This window comes from Novosphingobium sp. 63-713 (genome assembly GCF_001898925.1).
GTDB lineage: Bacteria > Pseudomonadota > Alphaproteobacteria > Sphingomonadales > Sphingomonadaceae > Novosphingobium.
The window spans coordinates 1-21,882 of sequence record NZ_MKVS01000023.1 but is presented as its reverse complement, the minus strand read 5'-3'; the positions used below and the strand labels follow the sequence as shown (position 1 = coordinate 21,882).

Annotated in this window: 20 protein-coding genes; 9 read left to right on the top strand and 11 right to left on the bottom strand. The window is 60.1% G+C overall.

The features are described from left to right. Positions 1-125: 125 nt before the first annotated feature. Together BGP00_RS10350 and BGP00_RS10345 are read right to left on the bottom strand one after the other, a co-directional pair. Positions 126-1,562 carry a DUF6880 family protein gene (locus BGP00_RS10350; protein WP_292693421.1) on the bottom strand — a complete coding sequence of 479 codons (1,437 nt, stop codon included), beginning with the start codon at positions 1,560-1,562 and terminating at the stop codon, positions 126-128. A 95-nt stretch (positions 1,563-1,657) separates the two neighbouring features. Then, positions 1,658-2,428 carry a hypothetical protein gene (locus tag BGP00_RS10345; protein ID WP_292693420.1) on the bottom strand — a complete coding sequence of 257 codons (771 nt, stop codon included), beginning with the start codon at positions 2,426-2,428 and terminating at the stop codon, positions 1,658-1,660. Between the two features lie 412 nt (positions 2,429-2,840). Here BGP00_RS10345 and BGP00_RS10340 point away from each other — a divergent pair, with 412 nt between their 5' ends. The 3 genes from BGP00_RS10340 to BGP00_RS10330 all read left to right on the top strand — a co-directional run bounded on the left by BGP00_RS10340 (position 2,841) and on the right by BGP00_RS10330 (position 4,799). Continuing rightward, complete coding sequence (locus BGP00_RS10340; protein ID WP_292693418.1) at positions 2,841-3,134, top strand: DUF1778 domain-containing protein; 294 nt, start codon at positions 2,841-2,843, stop codon at positions 3,132-3,134. Continuing rightward, on the top strand, positions 3,131-3,622 hold the full coding sequence (locus BGP00_RS10335; protein ID WP_292693416.1) for a GNAT family N-acetyltransferase: 492 nt from the start codon (positions 3,131-3,133) through the stop codon (positions 3,620-3,622). Before BGP00_RS10340 ends, BGP00_RS10335 begins: the two co-directional genes overlap by 4 nt. A 265-nt stretch (positions 3,623-3,887) precedes the next feature. Then, on the top strand, positions 3,888-4,799 hold the full coding sequence (locus tag BGP00_RS10330; RefSeq protein WP_292693415.1) for a hypothetical protein: 912 nt from the start codon (positions 3,888-3,890) through the stop codon (positions 4,797-4,799). Between the two features lie 153 nt (positions 4,800-4,952). Here BGP00_RS10330 and BGP00_RS10325 read toward each other — a convergent pair whose 3' ends face one another. Then, the gene (locus tag BGP00_RS10325) at positions 4,953-5,261 is read right to left on the bottom strand and encodes a helix-turn-helix transcriptional regulator (RefSeq protein WP_292693413.1); all 309 of its coding nucleotides are present in this window, start codon (positions 5,259-5,261) and stop codon (positions 4,953-4,955) included. Positions 5,262-5,352: 91 nt separating this feature from the next. Here BGP00_RS10325 and BGP00_RS10320 point away from each other — a divergent pair, with 91 nt between their 5' ends. From BGP00_RS10320 to BGP00_RS25385, 4 genes are all read left to right on the top strand, one after another. After that, positions 5,353-6,129: a hypothetical protein gene (locus BGP00_RS10320; protein WP_292693411.1), complete on the top strand. Its 777-nt coding sequence runs from the start codon at positions 5,353-5,355 to the stop codon at positions 6,127-6,129. 418 nt (positions 6,130-6,547) lie between these two features. After that, a complete protein-coding gene (locus BGP00_RS10315) occupies positions 6,548-7,738 on the top strand; it encodes a PfkB family carbohydrate kinase (RefSeq protein WP_292693409.1) in 1,191 nt (396 codons plus the stop codon). After that, entirely contained in the window at positions 7,723-8,328 is a 606-nt protein-coding gene (locus BGP00_RS10310) for a 7-cyano-7-deazaguanine synthase (RefSeq protein WP_292693400.1), read from the top strand. Before BGP00_RS10315 ends, BGP00_RS10310 begins: the two co-directional genes overlap by 16 nt. Further along, complete coding sequence (locus tag BGP00_RS25385) at positions 8,312-8,977, top strand: nitroreductase family protein (protein ID WP_292693398.1); 666 nt, start codon at positions 8,312-8,314, stop codon at positions 8,975-8,977. Before BGP00_RS10310 ends, BGP00_RS25385 begins: the two co-directional genes overlap by 17 nt. Here BGP00_RS25385 and BGP00_RS10305 read toward each other — a convergent pair. Beyond that, the gene (locus tag BGP00_RS10305; protein ID WP_292923923.1) at positions 8,922-9,293 is read right to left on the bottom strand and encodes a hypothetical protein; all 372 of its coding nucleotides are present in this window, start codon (positions 9,291-9,293) and stop codon (positions 8,922-8,924) included. The genes BGP00_RS25385 and BGP00_RS10305 overlap by 56 nt on opposite strands. Before the next feature lie 167 nt (positions 9,294-9,460). Between BGP00_RS10305 and BGP00_RS10300 the strand changes: the two genes are divergently transcribed. Beyond that, positions 9,461-10,708 carry a reverse transcriptase domain-containing protein gene (locus tag BGP00_RS10300; RefSeq protein WP_292693396.1) on the top strand — a complete coding sequence of 416 codons (1,248 nt, stop codon included), beginning with the start codon at positions 9,461-9,463 and terminating at the stop codon, positions 10,706-10,708. A 474-nt stretch (positions 10,709-11,182) separates the two neighbouring features. Continuing rightward, complete coding sequence (locus BGP00_RS10295; protein WP_292693393.1) at positions 11,183-11,410, top strand: hypothetical protein; 228 nt, start codon at positions 11,183-11,185, stop codon at positions 11,408-11,410. Positions 11,411-11,431: 21 nt separating this feature from the next. Here BGP00_RS10295 and BGP00_RS10290 read toward each other — a convergent pair whose 3' ends face one another. From BGP00_RS10290 to trbC, 7 genes are all read right to left on the bottom strand, one after another. Continuing rightward, the gene (locus BGP00_RS10290; protein WP_366556807.1) at positions 11,432-13,501 is read right to left on the bottom strand and encodes a conjugal transfer protein TraG N-terminal domain-containing protein; all 2,070 of its coding nucleotides are present in this window, start codon (positions 13,499-13,501) and stop codon (positions 11,432-11,434) included. A 121-nt stretch (positions 13,502-13,622) separates the two neighbouring features. After that, positions 13,623-14,675 (bottom strand): IS110 family transposase, encoded by a 1,053-nt coding sequence (locus BGP00_RS10285; protein WP_292924852.1) that lies wholly within the window; start codon positions 14,673-14,675, stop codon positions 13,623-13,625. Next, complete coding sequence (locus BGP00_RS10280; protein ID WP_292925746.1) at positions 14,626-15,519, bottom strand: conjugal transfer protein TraG N-terminal domain-containing protein; 894 nt, start codon at positions 15,517-15,519, stop codon at positions 14,626-14,628. Before BGP00_RS10280 ends, BGP00_RS10285 begins: the two co-directional genes overlap by 50 nt. Before the next feature lie 14 nt (positions 15,520-15,533). Beyond that, positions 15,534-17,039, bottom strand: coding sequence for a conjugal transfer protein TraH (locus BGP00_RS10275; RefSeq protein WP_292693389.1), 1,506 nt, complete (start codon positions 17,037-17,039; stop codon positions 15,534-15,536). Beyond that, the gene (locus BGP00_RS10270; RefSeq protein WP_292693386.1) at positions 17,039-17,911 is read right to left on the bottom strand and encodes a conjugal transfer protein TraF; all 873 of its coding nucleotides are present in this window, start codon (positions 17,909-17,911) and stop codon (positions 17,039-17,041) included. Before BGP00_RS10270 ends, BGP00_RS10275 begins: the two co-directional genes overlap by 1 nt. A 4-nt stretch (positions 17,912-17,915) precedes the next feature. Next, complete coding sequence (gene traN / locus BGP00_RS10265) at positions 17,916-21,038, bottom strand: conjugal transfer protein TraN (protein ID WP_292693384.1); 3,123 nt, start codon at positions 21,036-21,038, stop codon at positions 17,916-17,918. Further along, complete coding sequence (trbC, locus tag BGP00_RS10260; RefSeq protein WP_292693380.1) at positions 21,035-21,703, bottom strand: type-F conjugative transfer system pilin assembly protein TrbC; 669 nt, start codon at positions 21,701-21,703, stop codon at positions 21,035-21,037. The genes traN and trbC overlap by 4 nt, the downstream gene beginning before the upstream one ends. Between the last annotated feature and the right edge of the window lie 179 nt (positions 21,704-21,882).

Below are 21,882 nucleotides of genomic sequence, written 5' to 3'. Positions count from 1 at the left end.
GCCTCCAGCCTGCCCCTCACACGGCACGGCGCATCTTTTGCGGCGGCGCCGGCACCTTCATGCTAGGCCCACGAAGGCGCCAGTACCCCTGATCTTCCCGACTGGGTGCAACCTGGCAGCTACCTTCAGTCCAACGCGTTCCAGAAGCCGCTCTTGCGCCCATGGCGAGCTTTCAGACCTGCCACATAGGCGTCATGATCGAGGTGCTCCCCAAAATTCTCGATCCGTTTTGCCAGATAGCCGCAGGTCTGGAGATGCCGGGCGGCGTGTCCATAACGCTTGTATTTGGCCCGATCGAGGGAGAAATCAATCATCGATCGTAGCATCAGCGTGGCCGCCAAAGGCTCGCGCTGCTCCAGCGTTTCTGCCGCCGACGTCAACAGCCAATAATGGTCGCCATTCAATTCCGCATGCCGCTGCAGCACCAGTTCTGCAGCGAGCCCATGCGCGGGCCATTCCATCAGGAAGCCAAGGGCCCGATAAAAATCGGAATGCCCACGGACATAATCCAGCGCGCGATTTTCAGCTTCCTCATCGTCAAAGTCCGGCAGATGCTTGAGATGGGCACGCAAATAGTCTGCGCTCAGATTTTGCTCAAACATCGCCCATCTCGCGCTTTGAGCTTCGCCCGATTGCCCCAAGGCATCGAGCACATCGATCCGCACTCGTTTCCAATCTGGCCAATGACGCCCGTTTTCTGCGTTACTAGCGGCCAGACTGAGCGCCGCCATGGCGTCGGCGGGTCGGTGGCTCCCAAGCAACCGTTCCGCAATATCGGCTGCGATTTTTGGATTGGTGCGCTCCTCTGCCGAAAAACGGGCCGCATAACCATCAACATCGCCCAGCGCATCGGCAATTTCAGTCAGCGCCGACTGCACCCGCCGGGCCTTGTAGCGAGCCTCAAAATCATCCTGAAGCACCGGTCCTCGGGTACTGATGCTGATCACCCGCTGATCCGGAGCCCTGAGTTTTACAGGTGCCGCCGCCATCTCCTCGAACCTGGCCTTGAGCAACGCCAATCCCTCAGCCCCCAGCGCCCCTGCCATCAGGCCGATCACACCATCAAATTGACCATAATCATTGGTGTTAACGGCACTGAGAACCCGGTCCGCCAAGTGGCTTGGATCCGGTTTCGCCTCCATGGCGATAGTTCCCGCGTCATTCAGGGCCTCTGTCATGATGCCACCGATCGTCCCGCTGCTGTCATCGCAGCGCTCATAGATTGATGGCGCAAGCTCCAGCAGGCGCCAGAGCAGTTCAAAGGCTTCGGCTGGGCGTGTCGGCGCGATATGCTTGAGGATGGCCTCGCGCTGCATATCGAGATCCGCCGCGAGCACGCGAACCTTCTGCCAGTCGACAAAGGATCGCGACTTGCCGATGGTAGCCAATCGCTTGCGAACTTCCAGGGCAACATCCGCGCCGCCACTGCGGCTTGCAAGCTCGAGGCGCAGACGGCGCTTGGCGGCCGCGTCGCCCGCTGTCAGTTCGAGCAATAGTTCGGCAAGCCGCTCAGCGCCGAGACCGGCGAGGTTCTTGCTATTGAGGGTCTTGTCTGAAGCCATGATCCATCTTTGCGAGCCGGATTTTGCGGGTCAAGGTCATGATGGCCTGAACATCACCGTTCCTTGCGGCGTGGAACGTGAAGGAGCAGGTGGCGTCAGGCAAGCTCGGCGGCAAGGGCGACCAACCGCTCTGCGTTCATGTGGTCGCCGCGGGCCTGCACGAGAGAGATCATCTTTACAAGCTCCGGCAATGGAAGGTCGCGAGGTCCGCGCAGGTCGAGCATGCCCGCCGCCGCCGTATGAGCCCGCATCTCCATACACCATTCATAATAATCAAAGCGCAGGCCATTGGGATCTTCAACATCGCGCCACAGCACTTCTTTGCACAAATCGATTGCCAGATGCTTGTTCTGACGGGGACCTTCGCGCCAGTAATCGCGGGCCAGCAGGGCCCGGTTGGTCGCAAAATGCTCAAATTGCTGAGGATCCATGAAGCCAGGCTCGGTAATCGGCACACATGTTATCAATTTTTGTGCCGCACGCTCGGCTTTAAGCAGGATCCATCGCCGTTCGAAATCATCGGCTTGCGTGCGGGCAATGATCGCATAAGCGGCCAACTCGCGCGAATTGTTCTTCTGAACGCGCCGCGCAAGCGCATTGGCCGACGGATTATCACCGGCCTCAAATGCTTCTCGGGCCTGGGTCAGGAGGGTTTTGCGCCCAATCTTGCGCGGCGGTGCTTCCGCCTCATTATTGTTGGCAGGCCGCAGCAGCGCCCGCAAGGCGATGGCATAAGAAGCAAAGCCGGCGTCCCTTGCCGCCAGATCAAGCGCTTCATGATGGGGAAGCCCCAAGCGCTTGCGGTAGGATTTGGCGAGTCTTTTTATGCCTGCAATTGTGGTCGGGACAATTGGCGACGTACCCATCGGTGTTCTCCCGGTCTATGGAAGTGTTGCCCGCCAAACACCTCCGGGACCATTGGAAAACCCGGAAAGGATCCATCTGCGAATTCACTGTCGTCAACGACTTCGCGGCGGCGGGCTGCATGCCAGTGATACGGCCCCATGATGATATTCCAGAATGGGTGATTTGCAAGCGCCAGATCTCCACGGTATGCTCGGCACGGCATGCAAATCCTGCGCATCATGAATTGGCCCATGCTGACATTCTTCGGGCATGGAGCGTCTTTGCGCTGCTTTCGCATGCAGGCTTTGCAGCGGATCGCCGGGTACGGCCTGCGCCCTGTCTGTGGCGGGTGAGCATGAGCAATCCGTTCTTGAAGATGAGATACACAACGTGTATCATGGCGACTGCCTTACAGCAGAGGATCAGAGCACCATGCCCCGTACCACCGCCTCCTCATCTACCCCGCTGCAGGCGGTCAATCTGCGGGTTCGCACCGACACACAGTCCCTGATTGATCGGGCCGCCAGCATGCTTGGGCGCTCGCGCTCGGATTTCATGATTGAAGCATCGCGAAAAGCGGCGGAGGACGCCATCCTCGACCAGCGGGTCATCGCGGTTTCTACCGAAGCCTATCATGCGTTTCTGGCGATCCTCGATCGACCGGCCCAGGCAAACGAACTGCTGCGCAAGACGATGCAGACGCCTGCTCCTTGGGAGTCGCAGTGAGCTTTACCGGTCCTGTCCCGCTCGATGACAGCCATCAGTTCGACGAGTTTGTATCCGGCACCCCATCATTGGATGACTGGCTGATACGCCGCGCGCTGGCCAATCAGAACAACGGTGCCAGCAGAACTTTCGTGCTGTGCAAGGATGGCAAGGTCGTCGCCTATTACGCCCTTGCCTCCAGTTCGATCACCTGCGCCGACGCGGTGGGACGCTTTCGTCGGAATATGCCCGATCCCATTCCCGTCATCGCTTTGGCCCGTCTGGCCATTGATCAATCACTGCAAGGTCAAGGCTTTGGACGAGCGCTGGTTCGAGATGCAGGCCGCAGGGTCATCGCCGCCGCCGATCTGATCGGCATCCGGGGCATGATTGTCCATGCGATCAGCGAAGAAGCAAAGCTGTTCTACCTTCGCTGTGGTTTCCTCCAATCGCCGACAAGCGATATGACGCTGATGATCTCCTTGGCCGACTTGAAGGCTGTTGCCTGAGCAAGCAATCGGCATGGATCGACACTGGTAGGGGAAATCGCCGCCTAAGGCGACGTTCAGAGGTCCTTACCGCACCGTCAGAACCTGACCTACGTTCATTGTGCGCCTCTGACTACAAGTGCTCAAAGGAAAATGGGCGCCTTGGCTCGAGCTTCAAAGAAGGTGGCCCTTCTGGGCACGCAGCTGTCGATTGCACTGCCTTGTTTTCGGCTCCTGCGTGCTACCACCTTGACGGAAGTAGCAGGGCCGCTAGCGATCGCTGCTGATGCCGAGCTATTTCTTCCCGTGTCTGGCGCTGGTGCCCGGCGATTTGCCGCCGATCGTAAAGACTGCGCAGGCAGTGCTGCGCCGACGCGAATGGGAAACCACTACCTTCGACTTTGCGACGCTCGGTGCCTCGCACAAGCTGCAATTCTCTTGGCATCTGCTCGACGTATTTCTCAACGCTTGCCACCTCGAAATCGAAATCAGGGGCGCGCGGGACTTCACGCAAGCACAGGAGCGCGTCCGGATCTTGCAGGTGATGCTGTACCTGAAGTGGGTGTCGCCGTTCATCATGCCGGTCGGCATGACGCATACGCTGCGCGACTATAGTGGACTCAACTATCGCGATTCCGCAACGATGCGCTCCAAGCTGCCGGTCGAACTCCAGAGCGGCTTCGTGTCGGCAGACGGCAAGATCGAGGGCTGGCTGCATGAGCCTACCTTTAAGTCGATCACGGTTGGAGCAGAGCGGACCGTTTCGACGCAGGCGTTCACCGACGCAGTCGTGAACGCGGAACGTTGGGCGGCCCTGGAGGCGGCGCATCAGCCGCTCAAGGCCGCGCGTCTCGCCTTGCAGACGGCGCCCGCCATTCCGGATTTGTCCTCTTCGCTGCTGCATATCTGGCAGGGCATCGAAGCGCTGTTCCCCAATGTCTCAACCGAAGTGTCATTCCGGCTCGGTCTGCTCGTGAGTCAGCTTTGCGCGCCGGTGCGGAGCGACCGCCTCAAAACCTACGAGGAAGCGAAGCGCAGTTATGGGCGACGTTCGCGGGCGGCGCATGGCAGCGGCGGCAAGCTCGACCATCGCGACTGGGTCGACGCATGGGATCTCCTGATACTGTGCTTGTCGGCCTGCCTCGCGCGCGAAGCATTGCCGAGCGAGGACATGCTGACACGCGAACTGCTGGGCTGAAAAATACCGGGGGTAATGACCGCCCGATTAGTGGCGCAGGACGACAGAAATCGGGCCAACATTAAAGAATCGCAGCTAGACCTGCTCCTGATGCGTATCGTCACTCGTGGTAAGCGCTAGGGGGAGTCGGACTGGCAAGCTCAGTCCAGCATCTTAAGCATTATGGGATCCGTCGATCATCTCTCCTGGTAGCCCAGCCAAATGCATAAGCTCCATGCATTGCTGACGGATCGAGACAGCAAGCTGTTTCATGCGGCGGGCGGTCGCAGTTTCGTGCCCAGTGTCGGCCTGCGAGTTGATCCACTCCCGCATTCGCTCCTGCAGCTTCAATGAAAGCTCAGCTTTTCCGTTTATTACCTTGCTGTAGTGCCCCTGGGTCACGCCGAGCGCTAAGCCGACTTCAGCCTGCGAAATCCGTGCAGCAAGCCGGATCCGTTCGATCTCGTGGATCACTTCAGCCATTGTGCAGGAATAAAATGCATCATATAATGCATATATGCATTCATTAAAACGCTCGTCAAGGCAGCAGGTTCTCTCGTATCGCGATGGGGAGTTGATCGAACTGACGCTTCCTGCGGCTACCACGCGCGTCTTCGGACATCAGCTGCGATGGGGGCGGGCCGAGGAGATCGGCACTCCAGCCTATTGGACAGCGCAGGCATGGATGTGGGAAGCCGAAGATCCCGATCACTATCGGTTGGGTCGCACCCTTCGCGAAGAAATGCTCGCCTGCCTGCTTGGTGGCTATGGGATTCCGGCAGAAGTTGGCTTGGCCGCTTATGATCGCCTGCGGGCTGCGCCGGCAGATGCCTTGGAGGACGAGCATTCCGTCCTAGAGATGCTGACCACTCCGCTGGAAGTTAAGGGGCGCCCTGTGCGCTATCGCTTCGCGCGTCAGAAGGCGCACCATGTTGCGCTATGTGTGGCGGGCTTGGCAGACATCGATACGGACGCTGGTGATCGCGATCTGCGTGATGCGTTGGTCGGCTTATCAGGCATAGGCCCCAAGACAGCATCATGGATTGTACGCAATTGGCGCGACAGCGATGAAGTGTCGATACTCGACATCCACATCATCCGCGCATGTCATTCGCTTGGACTGTTCGATTCTGCATGGCGGGTGGAGCGCCATTATGCGCAGATGGAGGCAGCCTATCTTGCATTCGCAAAGGCTGTCGGCGCACGTGCATCGATATTGGATTCCGTTATTTGGATGACAATGCGGCAGCTTCCGCAAGATATCGTTGCGAATCTGAATCAAAAAGATGCACGTATTCAGAAAAATAAGACATCAAAAGCGGTCGACATTCGGCAGTCTGTATTGATATAACTCCAATCGGACGCGCATGTTGGATTGGAGATCTCGTGACAGGAAGTGGCGGTTCGCGTGACGATGGGTATCCAGCAACCCCTGCACGGGTGATGCCGAGCAAGCCAGGGATGGGCGGTGACGGCGGTGGTGCAGGCGGCGATCCGGACCCCTGCGATCTTGTTGAGACAGCAGCACTGAATAGCCTTCAGCCCGGCGCGGTCGGAGCGCTTAAGGTAGGCGACATCCTGACGGTCAACCTTAACCGCTCAGGTCCGAACCCAGTCGTGGAGGTCTTGGGACTGGGGGGGCAAAGGGTCGGCGCGCTTACACATCGCGGGCACGTGCGCATCATTGGGTGCATCGATCAGGGCCGCGAGTATGTGGCTGTGGTACTGTCCATCCGGGGCGGCGCTGTTGAGGTTCGGATTGAGCCTGCGTGATCACAGTCGCCGGCGGGCTTTACGTTGAGCGGTGCATCGAGCCGCGATGGGATGACGCCTATGGATCTGGCGGACGAGCGGCGGCTGCCCTGAGCGGCGCGGTTCCGGGCATTAAGCTTCACACCTATCGCAACACCAGCCTAGAAGATGCAGAAGCCAGCTTGAAGTCGGCTTACGGCATCCTTGTCGATGGACCGATGGCGGATCGAGAGATCGCTTTCGACTACTTCCATTCGTTGGCCACACCTAAGATCACGCCGAGACCGGACGCCATCCCGCGCCATCCGACCTTCGAGGTAAGCGGAGATGTGGTACTGCGTTTCGGTATGTTGGAAGGCGACGCGAAGGTATCAGCCAAGGTTGCAGTCTACGATCCGCAGTCAGCGTTCGATCCCCGCCCATTTGCGGAGAATGGATCACGCGCAGACAAGCTCGCCGTCATTCTGAACCGCCAGGAGGCCCGCCAGTTCTCCGGCAAGGATGACCCTTATGAGGGTGCAGTCGCTTTACTTGATCGGAACGAAGCGGACGTCGTGGTTCTCAAGATGGGCGGCCATGGCGCGCTTGTCGCCACGCGCGATGGTCAGTGGCAGGTGCCAGCCTACCGTAGCGAGACCGTGTTCAAGATTGGCTCGGGAGACGTGTTTTCGGCAGCTTTCACGCAGTTCTGGGCGCTGGAAAAGCGTTCGCCTGCGGAGGCTGCCGATTTGGCTTCGCGCGCAACAAGCCATTATGTGAACACGCATGGGTTGCCCATCCCGTCGGCAGAGGCCCTGATGATGATGGTGGCAGAACCGGTCATACCGGGGTCCGGCAAAATCTACATTGCTGCGCCGTTCTTCAACCTCGCGGAGCGCTGGGTGGTCGAAGAGGTCCGCGACCAGTTGCTCGCCATGAATGTTCCGGTGTTTTCGCCGCTGCACGACGTTGGGGAAGGCCCCGGGGAAGTTGTGGCTCCCTTGGATTTGCAGGGGCTCGATGAGTGCCAAGCTGTATTGGCTATCCTCAACGGGGCGGACGCTGGCACGATCTTCGAGATTGGCTACGCGGTCGCACGTGATATTCCTGTGGTAGGCTTGGCACAGAACATGCGGCCGGAGGATGTAAAGATGCCAGCTGGCAGCGGATGCCGGATCGTCGGTGACTTGGTTTCCGCGATCTACCACGCCGTATGGGCGCTGCGGTGAGAGCGGTACTGCTTTCGGGCGGTGTGGATTCGATTGCGTTGACGCACTGGCAGCGGCCTGAATATGCGATCACCATCGACTACGGTCAGCGTGCGGCCGAGACTGAGCTCGCCACCGCTGCTCATGTCGCGGGGTTGCTTGGTGTCAAGCATGAGATCATCCGCGTTGATTGCAGTTCGCTGGGTTCTGGCGACATGGCCGCTCAACCTGCATCGGTCCATGCACCGGTTCCGGAATGGTGGCCGTTTCGGAATCAGTTGCTGCTGACGCTGGCAGGAATGCGAGCGACGGCCATTGGCGTTGACGAGCTGATGCTTGGATCAGTGGCTTCGGATGGGTTTCATGCCGACGGAAGACCTGAGTTCTACGCTCAGGTTGACTCTCTCATGGCGATGCAGGAAGGTGCTATTCGTGTGACGGCGCCCGCGCTAGGAATGTCGACGGTCGAGTTGGTGCAGCTTTCTGGTGCACCGCGCGAGGTCATCGGTTGGGCACATTCCTGCCACACCGGACCCTTGGCGTGTGGCGGCTGTCGTGGGTGTGTAAAGCACTACGAGGTTATGAGAGACCTGTATGGCGAGCCATACTGATCTGGAACCGGCACCCCGCTTTGACGGGAATCCCAGCCGACGGTTGATTAAGTCCGGACCGGTTAAACTCCTGCCCCGCGACGTGCGGACGCCAGATATCGGCTTCTTCGAGGTGTTAGGGGCCCGTCGGTCTGGCATCGGCGGCCCGTTGGGCATCGACGACCTCTCTGCTCTCCTTTGGCATGCGACCGCTTTGCGCAGCCGGACGCCGGGGCGGTTTGGGGTACCGGCCGAGAGCAGAAATTCGCCATCGGGGGGTGGGCTTCACCCCATCAGATTGCTCGTCCTGCCCTTGGAGGATGGCACTGCCGGTTTCTATGATGACCAGCAGCATGGACTTATGCCTGTTGGGGCGGCTGCCTTAGCGGTTAATCGTGAGAGCATCTCCACAATCTTGGGCCATGGTCACGGAACAACTGTCCAGTTCGCTGCCGATCGGGATTTGCTCGATGCCTGCTACCGCAATGCGAGCAGCATTCTGTGGCGAGATGCTGGAGCGCTGGTCGCGACGATGTGCCTAGTTGCAACGGCGCTGGGCATTGTCGCATGCCCGGTTGGACGAGTTGGCAATGATGTGGTGGATGCGGCGGGCGTCAAAGACGGCTTTGTTGGAGCCGGTGCGGTCCACTTTGGGAGAGCCATTGAATAGCGCTTTGCGTTCGAACTGCCGTCATCATGTGAACCGGATTGGGACTCGCGCGAGATAATCCATTGGCACTTGCAAGATTATCGATGACAGTCATCCTAGCCCCCCTCCTCCGGCGGGGCATCATCGGTGCATCAGCCGCCAAAAAAAATCGCGCCCCCCCTTGAATGTTTCTGATCCGTTCCCACAATGGCTGTGCCCTTGGAATTGGCCAAAGGGTGCGGTCGTTTACACTGTCAACCTGCATGAGCGCGATGATTACGGCGATGCCGTGGATCAGCCACTCGGCGAGTTGCAGCGGCGGGACTTCGATCTTCATCGTTCGGACCTCCCAGACCACACAATACCACCTAGCGTTAACAGGCTCGCGTGGTTGCATTTTCGAGAAGGCAACCACGGATGGTGGCGTGCCTCTGGGGGGTCTCGCGGTTAAAACCGGGTTCAGAGCCAGAACTGCCCCCCAGAGACTGCTAGAAATGAGGGGGGATGACAAAGCCGCCTTGGTTTAAGCCGCGACAATACAAGCACTTCGACGTACCGATTGGCCGAGAGTGGGCGACTGAGCTGTCCTCTGATCAGGTTGCAGCTCATTCTTGGTCGCCCCTTCTCCACTGGATCAAGGAAACGCCGCGCTACCGACTGAACGATCAAAACGTGATGGAGTTGAAGGTAAAGGCGCGTGACATCATGCACCCTTCGCATCGCGACGCTTGCATCATGTCCAAATATTCGCACGACCTGACCGGTAAGCTGGACGCATGGTACGCAGCGAATGGGCTGGCCGAGGCCGTCATCGCATATCGTTCGCTAGGTAAATCAAACTACCACTTCGCCGCGACGGCTCAGGCCTATGTGCGGGACCATCAATCGGTCGAGGCCATGTGCTTCGACGTGACCGGATTTTTCGACAACATTGACCACAAACGCCTCAAGCGTCGCTTGAAATGGCTGCTTGGCGTCAATGAGCTTCCCGATGACTGGCATCGCGTGTTGCGGGCCGTCACCCGCCATAGCCATGTCCGCAAATCAGATTTGAAAGTCCATCCGGTTTTCGGTCAACGGTTGAAGCAGCGAGGCGCGGATCGTCCATTGGCGACCGTCAAGGAGTTGAAGGCGGCAGGCATCCCCATCATTTGCAACGGGACAGGCATCGGCGTCCCGCAAGGCACGCCAATCAGCGCAAGCCTGTCCAATCTCTTTCTAGTCGATTTCGATATGGCGATGAAGGCGCTGGCCGATCAGCACGGGGCACTTTACCAACGATATTCTGATGATATCCTTATCGTCTGCGAACCCGAAAAGGCCGACAGCCTTGCCGCAGCCGTGGAAGCGGCGCTCAAGCAGGAGGCCCTCGACCTTCACGCGGAGAAAACGGTCCGTCTCCGTTTCACTGGCGATGAGCGGGACAATTTCCAGTACCTTGGCTACCAGCTTGGCCTTGGGTCTGCACTGATCCGGCCCGGTTCCCTGTCGCGGCAATGGCGGTCGGCCAAGCGGGCTATTCGCCGCTCCGAACGGAAAGCGGAAAGGCTCGCCAAGTCTGGGCAGAAAGATAAGATCTACACTAGCAAGTTGCGGGGGCGATTAACTCACGTTGGCCTGTGCAATTTCTTGGCCTATGCTGATCGATCGGCTGATGAACTTGAAAGTAAGGCGATCAGGCAGCAAGTGAAGGCGCTGGGAAAGTTCACTCTGAGCGGTCTAGCGCGGATAAAATCCATCAAAAACAGCTAGAAGCACCCACGCCTCGTCAACGGCTCTTGCCGCATTCTTGCCCTTCCAGCACAGAGGGGCATGACTGATCGTAGCCCGCCCCTCATCGACCTGCGTTATGATGTTGCAGGAATGGAGGAGGAGAGGACCAAAGGAGACTTACCGGACTGTCCGCCGTTGCAGCCACGACCCTCTGCTCCCAAAGCAGATGCGCTACCCAGCTGAACGAAAGGCAATTCGGAGCGCTTCCAAAACCAGAGCTGCCCTTCCGGAGTGTCCGCCAAAGCCCTCTTTATCAGCCACTACGAAAAGCGTCGGCGACAAAATGCTGGCGTATCCGGTACCGAGTCCGTCAGGAGATGTTGTTTGCCCCTTTCGGCTGCGCATGTCGCCCTGCTCGTGGGGCTCGGCTCAACTCCGCAATCTCGTGCCCAAACACCTCGAGCCCTTCACAAATTCCTTTCCTTCAGCCATATGTAAGAAAAGGAATTTGTGATGGACATTCGCGCTCGAAATTTGGCATTGGCCCCATTTACGGATACTGGTGATCCAGCCGATTGTTCTTGGCTGACGAAAGCAGCAGCCCTTGGCGCATTCGACGAGGATCATGACTCTGACGAAGGCACCATCGAACATTATTCGGCGGCCCAGCGCATCGCGATCGCGATCATCGGTACGATCGCACTTGCCGCCCTATTGTTCCTTTTTTTCAAACCATTCTAAAAACCGAAAGCCGCCAAATCTCTAGCGCGGTTTGACCTCCTCAATCACCAAATGATTGGCTTGGCGTAAATTTTCGCGCGCATTCTGATGCTGCTCAGCCAGCTTGGCCTTGCCTTCATCAACCCCACTTTCAGCCTGAGCAATTTCCTTTGGCCGCTCACCGGTGGCCGAGCGCCGCATCGGCCCCATTGAACGCGCCGGAACGGATTTACGAAGATCAGCCTCACTAAACGACTTTGGCGGTTCGACAAAGCTGCCCATGGCCCCGCCTTTTTGCGGCGCCTCCATGCCAGCCAAACTGCTATATTCTTGCAAGACATCGGCCACGATCGTGTTGCGCAATTCGCGCTGGCGGGCTGTCAGATCGACCTGATTGAGCGTAGGCGCCCCCAACCCTGCGTAGCGAGAATTGGCCATCGCATTGTAACGACTGGCGACCACCTGGCTCATATCGTCAGAAATCTGCCAGCCCCGATGCTGGGCGTCGGACACCACATGATCGAGGCGATTGCCTTGCTCTTCGCTTCGGGCGGCCTGCTTCTCGAGCGATTGCGCCTCGCTGAACCTTTTCTCTATGGAATCCCGCGTCTCGCCAAACGCATCGTAACGGTAATAGCGACCGTTGGAGGTAAAGCCTTCCTGCGAGAATGTGACGGCCTCACCGTTTGCGGAATACACAGTGTCAGAAGTGCTTTCGCCACTACGTGAAGAGGTTTGCGCGCCCTGATCCCGCTGGTCAGTTCGAGCCCAGTTACGGTCAATACCAACACTGGCTGTTAGACTACCACCAGCTGGGCTCCCACCACGGCCACCCGCAATTCCAAGTGACCCCATTCCGGTAGAGCTCACACTTTTGGCCGTCCTGTCACTTGCCGTCCGCGACACCCCAACCCGCTGGCTCACATCATACCCGGAATTCACCGTATCCCCACTCTGCAGGGAATCCGTCTGCGAGCTCTGATGCTGCCCACTGGTCCGCGTCCCGCTGGTGATGTCGCCACCCTCATGCGTCCCAAACCCGCGCGTCAACCCATGCACACGCGAGAGCCCCACAGAATAGGTCTCGCTCGCCGCCTGCCTGTAAGAGGTCGCCTGATTGTGATACTTGGCCGCGCTATCGGAAACATTGCGCATCGCGCCCTCAACTTCGCTCGGCGTAAAGCCCAACCGGCTGATCCCAGGCGTATTGTTGTAAATGACCGAACCATCGGCCGACCGCGCGAACTCGGTCCCATTGGCCGCCACAAAACTCGAGATCCCCGCCCCATCGCGGTGGGTGGCCGCCGTATTCCACTGATTGCCCGTCACATTGCCATAGGAATAATTGCCCGTGGTGCGCTCCACCGCTGCGGCATCGGCTCCTTGCTGGACCGGCGCCAACATCGCGCCCGCACTATGGGCCAGCGACATCGCCCCCCTCGCCATCCCGCCTGCCAGAACCGGCACGGACATCAGCAGGAATCCGGCGAGCACCGCGCTGTTCTGATTGATCGCATCGATCATCGGCATGGCAGCCATGGTCATGCCATTGCCGCTCGCCGCTGCTGTTAATTGCGCGGCGGCTTCGGCGGTCACGAACATATGCAGGACCGCAGAAAGCGGCCCCCAAGAGGACAGGTAAAAGAACCCGGCAAGATAGGCCTTGAGCGCCGGGATCCCGCTCTGCGGCAACAGAAACAACGGAAAGATCACCGGAAACATCGCGTAGAAAACAATCGTCAGCACCAGATTGAGCACCGGTACCCAGGTCATCGCCTGCCGGGCCGAGGCAATCATCACATTCTGCGTCTGAAGCTGGGCATGCATGGTGGCGAAGGTATCGCCGTCGCCGGCACCAAGATTGGCCCGCGCCTCCATAAAGGCCTCGACCAGCGAGCGCTGCTGGAAGACCTGCTGCGCGCTCATCGCGCTGCCATAAAGGCCTTGGGTGATCTGGGGCAGATCAGACTGCAATTTGCTCACTGCCTTGTCTGGACGGCGCTCCTCGTCAAGGGGTTGTGAGAAGTTTTGAGTTAATCGGGAGCGGTCTTGTCTTCGGCCTGTTTTTGCGGGTTTAAAGTCCGCTGGCCCTGATGAATGTCCGCTTGCGATAGCTTGCCCCGATCTGCGGCACGACCTTTATCGGCCAAGGCAGTGAGCGGGCTTGACTATCGCTGGTGTCCGTTAATCACATCACTTCATGGGTCCCTTGAGCGATCTTTGTAACGATAGATCAGGCCGGTTGCATGACCTTGATATAGTGGCCCTGACCTTTCAGGAGGGCATAGATCAGGCGTGCCATTTTGTTGGCCAGGGCCACCGCGACCAGTTTGAAGGGCTTGTTTGCGATCAAGCGCCGGACCCAGATGCGTAAAGCGTCATCATGTTTGTCGCGATGGCACAACACCGCATGGGCGCCCACCACGAGCAGCTTGCGAATATACTGGTTGCCCATCTTGCTGATCTTGCCCAGTCGCGTCTTGCCTCCGCTGGAGTTCTGCCTTGGCGTCAGCCCGAGAAAGGCTGCGAACTCGCGCGGGCCGCAGAATTGGGCAATCCCGTCCGAGCCTAGCGTGGCTGTTACGGCATGGGCGGTGTGCGCTCCTATCCCGGGGATGGTCATCAGACGGCATGCATCGGCATCCGCTTTGGCGGCAAGGGCCAGTATCTTGTCGAGCCCGGCAATCTCCTCATCAAGCTTTTCGATTTGCCTGACCAGAGGCTGTAATGCCTGAGCGACTGGCACCGGAATATCCTCGTGCCCACTGGAAAGCAGATTGGCCAAAGCTCGGACATTGCGGGCACCTTGTGCAGCAATCACCCCAACCTCGCCAAGATGCGAGCGCAAGGCATTGAAGATCTGCGTACGTTGCTGGACGAGCATCTCGCGCACCCGGTGATGCATGAGATGGGCCTGATTGTCGATAGAACGCACCGGGACAAAGCGCATTGTGGGACGGGTAACCGCCTCGGCAATCGCAGCAGCATCCATGGCGTCATTCTTCTGACGGCGCACATAAGCCTTCACGTAGGCAGGCGGCATCAACTTCACCTCATGTCCGACACCAATAAGCATGCGGGCCCAGTGATGCGCAGAGCCGCAAGCCTCAATCCCCACAAGGCAGGCTGGAAGGCCACGAAAAAAACTCAAAACCTCTCGACGTTTAAGAGCGCGGTTGACAACAATGCGGCCTTGCCCATCAACACAGCAAACCTGAAAAACATGCTTGGCCAAATCAAGCCCAACGACCGTGACTGCCGATAAATCGCGTGATAGCTTGTTCATGGATGGTGCTCCGCTTTGGTGGATCTTTGACAATCACACCGTGAGGTGTCGCGTAGCGCGACTCAATTCCCTCTTGGAGCGCCGTCCACACCATCTGCGCAGGAGTGAGATAGGGATAAAAGGACGGCGCGATCTGGGCAAAACTCTCGCTTGCCAATTGCCCGTAAGCGGCCTTGATCCGGGCATAGGCATCCGAGCACAGGATCACTTCACCGCCGCCCTCGCTTACAAATTGCACCATGCGCGCCGAGGATCCCGGCCCCAGTGCGGTGAGCAGATCGGGCGAGGCGGCCAGTTGCTGGAGACTGGTCGCCGCGCTTGAATGGATCATCACGCCGTAAAGGTAGCACTGGGTGATATAGGCTTCGACGTTTTGCTTCAGGATCGGATTGGTGATCACGAACTGGCGCGAGAGCTCATTGACCCGCGTGGGATAAAGCATGCCATATTGGCTCAATGTCAGCGCGCCGGGCTCAACAAAGACCGCTTCAGCGGTACGGGTGAGCCAGTCGCTCACCTGACTGGAAAAGCTCGCCATGGCGGCAAGGCCAATCGGCACATGGGATACGCTGCCATTGCCTGCGACCGGATTGACCCGGTCAATGACCACCACATTGGTCGTCGGCACGATCAGGCACATATACATGGCCGTCGCGGTGATGAACCAGTTGAAGGCCGCTTTCCAGTTGAGCGCGAGAGCCATGATCAGCAGGGCATAGGTCAGCCCCATCACCATCACGACCTGCAGCATCGAGCGAAAGCCCCCGCCCCCGCACCAGGCGGCGACCGCATTGAGCACATTGACGATATGCTGCCCGCCGCCGAGCGTCACGATTTCCAGCATGGTGTTGGACTTTCCTAACGGCTCATCGAGGTGCGCAGCGAACGGTCGAACTGGAGGGCGGCCGACATTTGCGGGGCCATCTGGTTGCGCAGGGTCGCCTCGATCTTTTGCGCGCGCTCGACAAGGATCTGGGCGCGCTGGACCCGCGCGCCATTGGCCTGGGCCTGCGTCTCGATGGCGCGGGCCACACTGTCGAGCTGGGCGCGCCACTGCGCCATCGACTTGTCGTCAGCATTCTGGAAGCTGCCCTGGGCTGCCACCACCTGCTGGATGAATTTGCGTGTCACCGTCTCGAGCAGATCGGTCGCCACGGCTTCGGAGAGCGCATAGAGATCGGCCTGCATGAGATTGCCATAGCTGGCGGCGGCATCGACGATCAGGATCTTGTAGAGCGGGATCGAGGTCGCGCCGAGCAGACCGATTTCCTCGCTGGTCAGGCTCTGCTCGGCCATCATCCGGGCGCGAATATCGCTCACCAGCGCGTAAACCCGGGGCTTGAGCGCGACAGAATTCGATATGGTCACGCTCTGCAGGCTGGGGCTCAGGCAATCCGCGTCCCCACCGCAGCTATAGACTTTTGCCCCCGAACCACCGTCGAGCAGCGCGGTGATAAGGGCATCATCACCCCCACCCAGAAAGGCAAAGCTGCCGGTCGAGGTGTCACTGGCAGGCGCGGTGTAGATGACGGTGCCGACCAGCGACATCAGATATTGCTTAAAGCCCGCATCAAAATTGGGGTAGCTCTGGCTCAGGCTCGCCCAGGTGTAATTGTAGCTTTTGGACGGGATGCTCACGTCGCTATTACGCCGCAGGGTGCCGGCGGTCTGCCCGCCATTGCCGCAATCCTGCTCGCCCTTGGCCCAGTCGGCAAAGAAGCCCTGGGCATTGCCGATCATCTTGCACATCTGCGAATTGCGGATGCCGACGCTGCCCATCAGCCCGGCCGCCGCCGTGGCGCCCAGTTCACACGAGCTCTTGCTCTGCTGGATCATCTGCTGAAGCTTCTGGAGATTGTCCATCAGGGTGGAATCAATCAGCGAACTGATCGATTTGAGTGCCAGCTGGAAGACAAACATCAGCGCGCCATTGGCGACCGCCTTGCCGGCGGCCACCAGCTGGTCGGAATTGATGAAAGAAAAGCCCCCGGTGAACAGATCAATCCCCCCGCAGCCGGCCTTGACGCTGGGGAGCTGCAGCGAGCCGAGGGTCAATTCGGTTTGCGGCACGCGCGCCCAGATATGGCCGCCGGTGTAATAGCCGCCCAATTGCCCATTATAGGCCGCCGGACCGCTGACATTGGCGGCTCCCCCCAGCCCGTTGAAAAAGCCATTGAGCTCGGAATTGACGTCAGCCTGCGCGACATCGATCCAGACGAGATTGAAGGCGGCGAGCAACGCCAGCACGGCGCCAAAACGCGGACCCTTCCCTGCCCGCAACCGCGCCCGTGTTCGCGATCCCGCCCGCTCCCGCACCTCACGCTGGCGGCGACGCTTCCAACCTTGCCAAAGCGCACGCAGCATCAATAGTCGCTCCCGACCTTGACGCTGGTGAGGGTGAAGATGCGCTGCATGACCTCATCGGCGGCCATCACGCCGTAACCAACCGGGATCGGCTTCTTGGTCACGGTATCGAACAGGACAAGCGCAGGCACCTGCCCGCCCTGAAGCCCCATGCGCTGATACTGGCCGTGATCGACGACGTAATTGCGGAAGGTGGCATTGGGCCCGCCATCCATCGAGATGGGCAGAACCGAGAGGGCATATTGCTCGGACAGACCCTTCAGCACCGGCGAGAAGGCCTCGCAGGCCCCGCAGCTGGAGGAATAGAAGAAGAACAGCCCATAACGCCGCGAGAGCGCGGCCATGGTCGCGGCCTGATCATTCTTGCGAGCCTCGAGCCAGGCATTTTTGCCCAGCGTGTTGACCGGGCGCTGGAGCGTGTAATCGAGCGAGGGATCCTGCCAGATCGCGCGCTGCCAAACGTCGGCAAAGGTTGAGGCCCGATCGAGCTGCTCGCGCTGATAACGGATATAGGCTGCAACATTCTCGGTGCTGGGTTCGAGGATCGCCCTGGCCCGCAGTTCATCAAGCGCCTTGGTGATGAGCGCGAGGCGGTCGATGGCTTTCGCGGGGGCTGAGACGGCCTCGGCCGCTTTGGCCGGGGACTTTGGTTTCGGGCTTTCACAATAGAACCAGGTGCCCAGCTTGCGCTCGGCGCAATAGAAGGGATCCTGCCCGGTGGGCGGCGGAGCGTCCTGCGGCGCGATTGTGTCGGTTTCCGCCAATACCGGAGGCGGCGCGCCTGTGCCCTCCTGCGCCACCACAGGGGCGGCGGCCTGAAGGAGCAGCACAAAGGCCAATGAAGCGCGGGTGATGGGGGTTGAAATGATCATGGGCCTAGCTTCCCTGATGGGCCTGGTAAAAGGCCTCGATCCGGCTTTGGATCTGAAGTGAATTGGAGATCGAGGCGGGGACGGAGACCGCGCTGGTAAAATCGGCGTAGATTTCCGAGAAATCCATTTTGGAGAGATCAAGCCGGGAGAACTCCTCGACCGTAAAGCCGCTGCAGGAGGGCGATTTGGCGCTGCCCCAGCCCTTGCCGAGCTGGACGCGGCCCTGCTCCTGGATCAGCCGGGCAAGCTTGCTCTCATAGCAGCAATAATTTTTGCGGATCGAACCGCAGACGAAGAGCAGCTTTTGCGAGCAATATTCCCCGATATAGTGACACTGACCCATCCGGTCTTTCACATCGAGGAGCTTCTCCTCGCTCGAACAAAGGAACTGGGTGAGGAGCGGCGTCACCAGACCGGCAAAGAGCGCCGAGCCCGGACCCGCGGCCAGCGCCGCCGCGCCGCTGGCCGCCGCAATCAGCCCGGTGCTTTTGCCCGCGCAGCAATTGATGAGGCCAAAGAGCGGCTTGTGACAGCCCTCGGCCGTGCCGCCGAAGAGCTCGAGGCTGTTCTCATCGAACTGACCGGTGGCATCGCCCATCGCATGGATCGCGGTCAGCGCCTGGGCAAAATCGGGCGAGGCCTCGCGTTTGACCTGGGTGCAGTCGCCATTGAGACAATAGATGTCGCCGCTGCAGGCATAGGTCTCACCACTCGCAGGCCCCGCCGGCGTGGTGCATTGAAAAACCCGGCTTTTGGTCTGGCAAGCCTCATCGAGGCAGATCTCATGATCGAGATGGCAATTGGGCTTGGCCTCGAGCTCGCCGCAGTCATTGGCGCTGGTCAGCTTGGCGCATTGATAGCTCCGCTCCCAGGCCCAGCACGAGCGGGTGACGGGAACCCCGCCGACCTCGCGCGTGGTCGGCGAAGCATCGACGCAGGTTTCGACCGGCTCGGTGCAGCTCATACCCTGCGTGGTGAGCGGGGCTGTATAGGTGAGGCAGTTGGAGCCGGAAAGGATTTGCCCCGCCGCACAAAGATAGGTGACGGCAGGCATGGTGCTGCCACCCTGCAGGCAGATATTGCCCGCGAGCTTCGCGCCCTCCGGACAGGCATAGGCAGCGGGCAGCGCCGCGCTGGTGGTATGGCACTGGTTGTCCATCAGCGTCGCGCCAGCATCGCAGGCATAGGTCGGCGTGGCGGCGATCGTTTCGGTGACGCTGCAGAGGGACCCGGTGAGCGCGTAGCCTGCCGGACAGGTCCAGCTGATCGCAGCCGGTTCGCTCAAGGTCTGCCAACAAAGACCGCCATCAAGGTTGGTACCGTCGGGGCAGGTCTGGATCAGTGCGGCGTTCTGAGTGGCGGTGCTGTTGCAGCTGCTGCCGACAAGCGTGCCGCCCGAGGGGCAGGCATAGGCGCTGCTGGCCGCGCTGGCGGCGGGGGTCAGGCACTGGTCACCCGAGAGGCTCCCGGCGCTGCAGCTATAGGTCACATGCGGCCTGAAATAGCAGAACCACAGATTGACCGTGTAGCCTGTGAGCGAGGTGACAAACTCTTTGTGGTCGAGGGTCAGATTACCCGCAATCGCCGAGCAGTTCGAAAAGCTCGCGACGCTGCCGACGCAGAAACCACCCACCATCTGCAGGGAGGTGGTCCCGCAATCCTGGGTGCTGGTCGCCGGGCTCGCCGCCTGGCTTACGCAGCTGCTCCCATCGAGTGTCCCGCCATTCGGGCAGCTATAGACAAGGCTCGCACCATAGGAGGAGGCCTGGGTGCAGAGCGTGCCGTCGAGATTCCAGCCCGAGGGACAGCTGTAGCTGGTGGCAGGCGCTGAAGAGGCGGCATAGAGGCAGTTGCTCCCCGAGAGCGTCTGACCAGCCGGACAACTGTAGCCACCAAGGCTGGACGCCGCCGTGATCACCCGCGTGCAGGTCGTGCCATGAAGATCATAGCCATCAGGGCAGGCATAGCCCACTATATGAGCAGGGGATGATGCAAGGCATTCGCTGCCGACAAGCGTGGCATCGCCCTCGCAAGCGTAAGCGGCAATGGCAGCATCGCTCCCTTTGGTGATCTGGCAGGTCTCGCCGACCAGGGTCCAGCCCGTCGGACAGGTCAGACGGGTGACCGCCGGAGTGGAGACCACGCAGCTCCCATCACTCAGCGTCGAACCGTCCGGGCAAAAGGCGCTGCCGATCTTGCTGTCGCAATCGCTGGTGTCGAGCGCGCTGCCGCTCTCGGTCTGGCTTGTGCCGAGCAGCAGGGCGCCCGAAACCCCGGTGACGCCAAGCGGGCTTTCCATCTGATAGCTGGTGTTGTTGATGGCAAACATGTTGGAGGCGCCGCTGCCCAGATTGCCCGGGGCCGAGCAGCGATAGGTGTCATCGCTCTGGCGCACCGTCCAGTTGAGACCCCAGCCGCTCGCCCCGCCGGCATTGCCGAGCGCATTATCCTGCGTGGCGATCCTGGTGCAGGTCGCGGTGACAGGAAAATCGCCGCAATCGCTCGCCTGGGCGAATGGCATGGTGTTCAAGGTCAGCCATTTGGTGTGGCACTGATACTCATAGCTGGTGGCGAGCTGCGGCTTCCAGCCGACATGGCAGGTGAAAGTGACATCGCTCTCGGCCTGACCGATCTGGCAGGAATCATAATACGTGCTGCTCGTCCCGCTGGTGGCGGGCAGCGGTTCGCATTTCCCTGCGGTGCCCCCGGCGCCTGTGCCGCCGGCATAATTGGCGGGCGCGGCCTCGATGGCTTTGGCATTGGTGAGATCGATGGTCGAGCTATCAAAGCTCGGCCGATTGGGGTTGGTGGTGAGCGCCACGCCGACACTGGTGAGCGAGGCGGTGGCCCCGGCGCTCGCCAGCTGGTCGGGCGCGTCATAATAGCTCGTCTGGGGCAGATCGCTGCCCTGATAGGTAGGCACGGAATTTGGCGCGTCACCATTGGTGACGCCCGAGGTGATCGCGCCTTGCAGATTTTGTCCGAGCGCGCTCGCGACCTCTTTGGCCGCACTGACATTCTGCGCCTGGCTTTGCGGTTGACCTTGTATCTGGCCCAGAGCCTGGCCCTGCGCGCTGACCCAGGCCAGCAGCGCGGCCAGAGCGATGGTGCGGCGCGCCCGACTCATGGCTGCTCCGTCAGGTGATGAAGCGCGCGGGCCGCCAGCGTGGCGCCCGGTCCCTTGCCCTCAACAAAGGTTTCGAGCGCATAACGGGTCGTCACATTGCCCGCGATCCGGTCATGGGGCGTGGGCGTCGTCGTGCAATCAAGCTGATCGCAAAGCGGGAACGGCGCCGAGACGGCGACATAGGTCGGCACCTCGTCGACCCCGAAGCTGCGGAACAGCCGCGGATCGATGACCACCCGCGCCGCGCTGCCCTCGGGCACCGCCTTGCGCAGGGCATCAAGGAAACCCCGACTCCCCTCGGCCGCAAAGCCGCGAAACACCACCGTGCCGCCTGACTTCGTGACATCACCGATCAGCCGCTCGAGCGCGTCGGCGGGCATGGAGGTGCTGGCAAAGGCGAGCAGGCCGGTTTCGTTGGTGGCGCCGCCCGCCTTAACGCTAGGCGAAAGCGGCGCCTGCATCGCTTCGGCGAGATCCTCGTCCAGCCCGGCAGCGAGCCTGGCAAGCGGCGCGCCCACCTGATGGGCCTGCGCTCCGTTCGCGACCTCTTGCGCCTGCCCATAACCCTTGGGGATCTTCTCGAGCAGTTGATGCACAAAAGCCTGGGTCGCGCCATCGACTGCCTCGGCCTGCCGCGCAATGTGACTGAGATCGAGATCGGGCAAGGTTTGTGCAGCGAGCGCACCACATGCGCTGAGCAAAGCCAAGCCTCCAATAAGGCAATGTTTCTTCATCGAAAATCTCACAGTAGAGTAAGACGTGGGCGCGGCGCGGTGTCTCCACCGCCCGTTTCCCACGCCTTCTCTCCGAACCGGACGTGCACCTTTCGTTGTGCATCCGGCTC

What these genes read in the sequence shown, in the direction of transcription:
- BGP00_RS10330 (WP_292693415.1), top strand. Translation starts at nt 3,888, where the DNA reads ATGCCGAGCTATTTCTTCCCGTGTCTGGCGCTGGTGCCCGGCGATTTG.
- BGP00_RS10340 (WP_292693418.1), top strand. Translation starts at nt 2,841, where the DNA reads ATGCCCCGTACCACCGCCTCCTCATCTACCCCGCTGCAGGCGGTCAAT.
- BGP00_RS10285 (WP_292924852.1), bottom strand. Translation starts at nt 14,675, where the DNA reads ATGAACAAGCTATCACGCGATTTATCGGCAGTCACGGTCGTTGGGCTT.
- BGP00_RS10305 (WP_292923923.1), bottom strand. Translation starts at nt 9,293, where the DNA reads ATGAAGATCGAAGTCCCGCCGCTGCAACTCGCCGAGTGGCTGATCCAC.
- BGP00_RS10350 (WP_292693421.1), bottom strand. Translation starts at nt 1,562, where the DNA reads ATGGCTTCAGACAAGACCCTCAATAGCAAGAACCTCGCCGGTCTCGGC.
- BGP00_RS10325 (WP_292693413.1), bottom strand. Translation starts at nt 5,261, where the DNA reads ATGGCTGAAGTGATCCACGAGATCGAACGGATCCGGCTTGCTGCACGG.
- BGP00_RS10345 (WP_292693420.1), bottom strand. Translation starts at nt 2,428, where the DNA reads ATGGGTACGTCGCCAATTGTCCCGACCACAATTGCAGGCATAAAAAGA.
- BGP00_RS10310 (WP_292693400.1), top strand. Translation starts at nt 7,723, where the DNA reads ATGGGCGCTGCGGTGAGAGCGGTACTGCTTTCGGGCGGTGTGGATTCG.
- BGP00_RS10275 (WP_292693389.1), bottom strand. Translation starts at nt 17,039, where the DNA reads ATGCTGCGTGCGCTTTGGCAAGGTTGGAAGCGTCGCCGCCAGCGTGAG.
- BGP00_RS10280 (WP_292925746.1), bottom strand. Translation starts at nt 15,519, where the DNA reads ATGCTGGAAATCGTGACGCTCGGCGGCGGGCAGCATATCGTCAATGTG.
- BGP00_RS10295 (WP_292693393.1), top strand. Translation starts at nt 11,183, where the DNA reads ATGGACATTCGCGCTCGAAATTTGGCATTGGCCCCATTTACGGATACT.
- BGP00_RS25385 (WP_292693398.1), top strand. Translation starts at nt 8,312, where the DNA reads ATGGCGAGCCATACTGATCTGGAACCGGCACCCCGCTTTGACGGGAAT.
- traN (WP_292693384.1), bottom strand. Translation starts at nt 21,038, where the DNA reads ATGAGTCGGGCGCGCCGCACCATCGCTCTGGCCGCGCTGCTGGCCTGG.
- BGP00_RS10270 (WP_292693386.1), bottom strand. Translation starts at nt 17,911, where the DNA reads ATGATCATTTCAACCCCCATCACCCGCGCTTCATTGGCCTTTGTGCTG.
- BGP00_RS10300 (WP_292693396.1), top strand. Translation starts at nt 9,461, where the DNA reads ATGACAAAGCCGCCTTGGTTTAAGCCGCGACAATACAAGCACTTCGAC.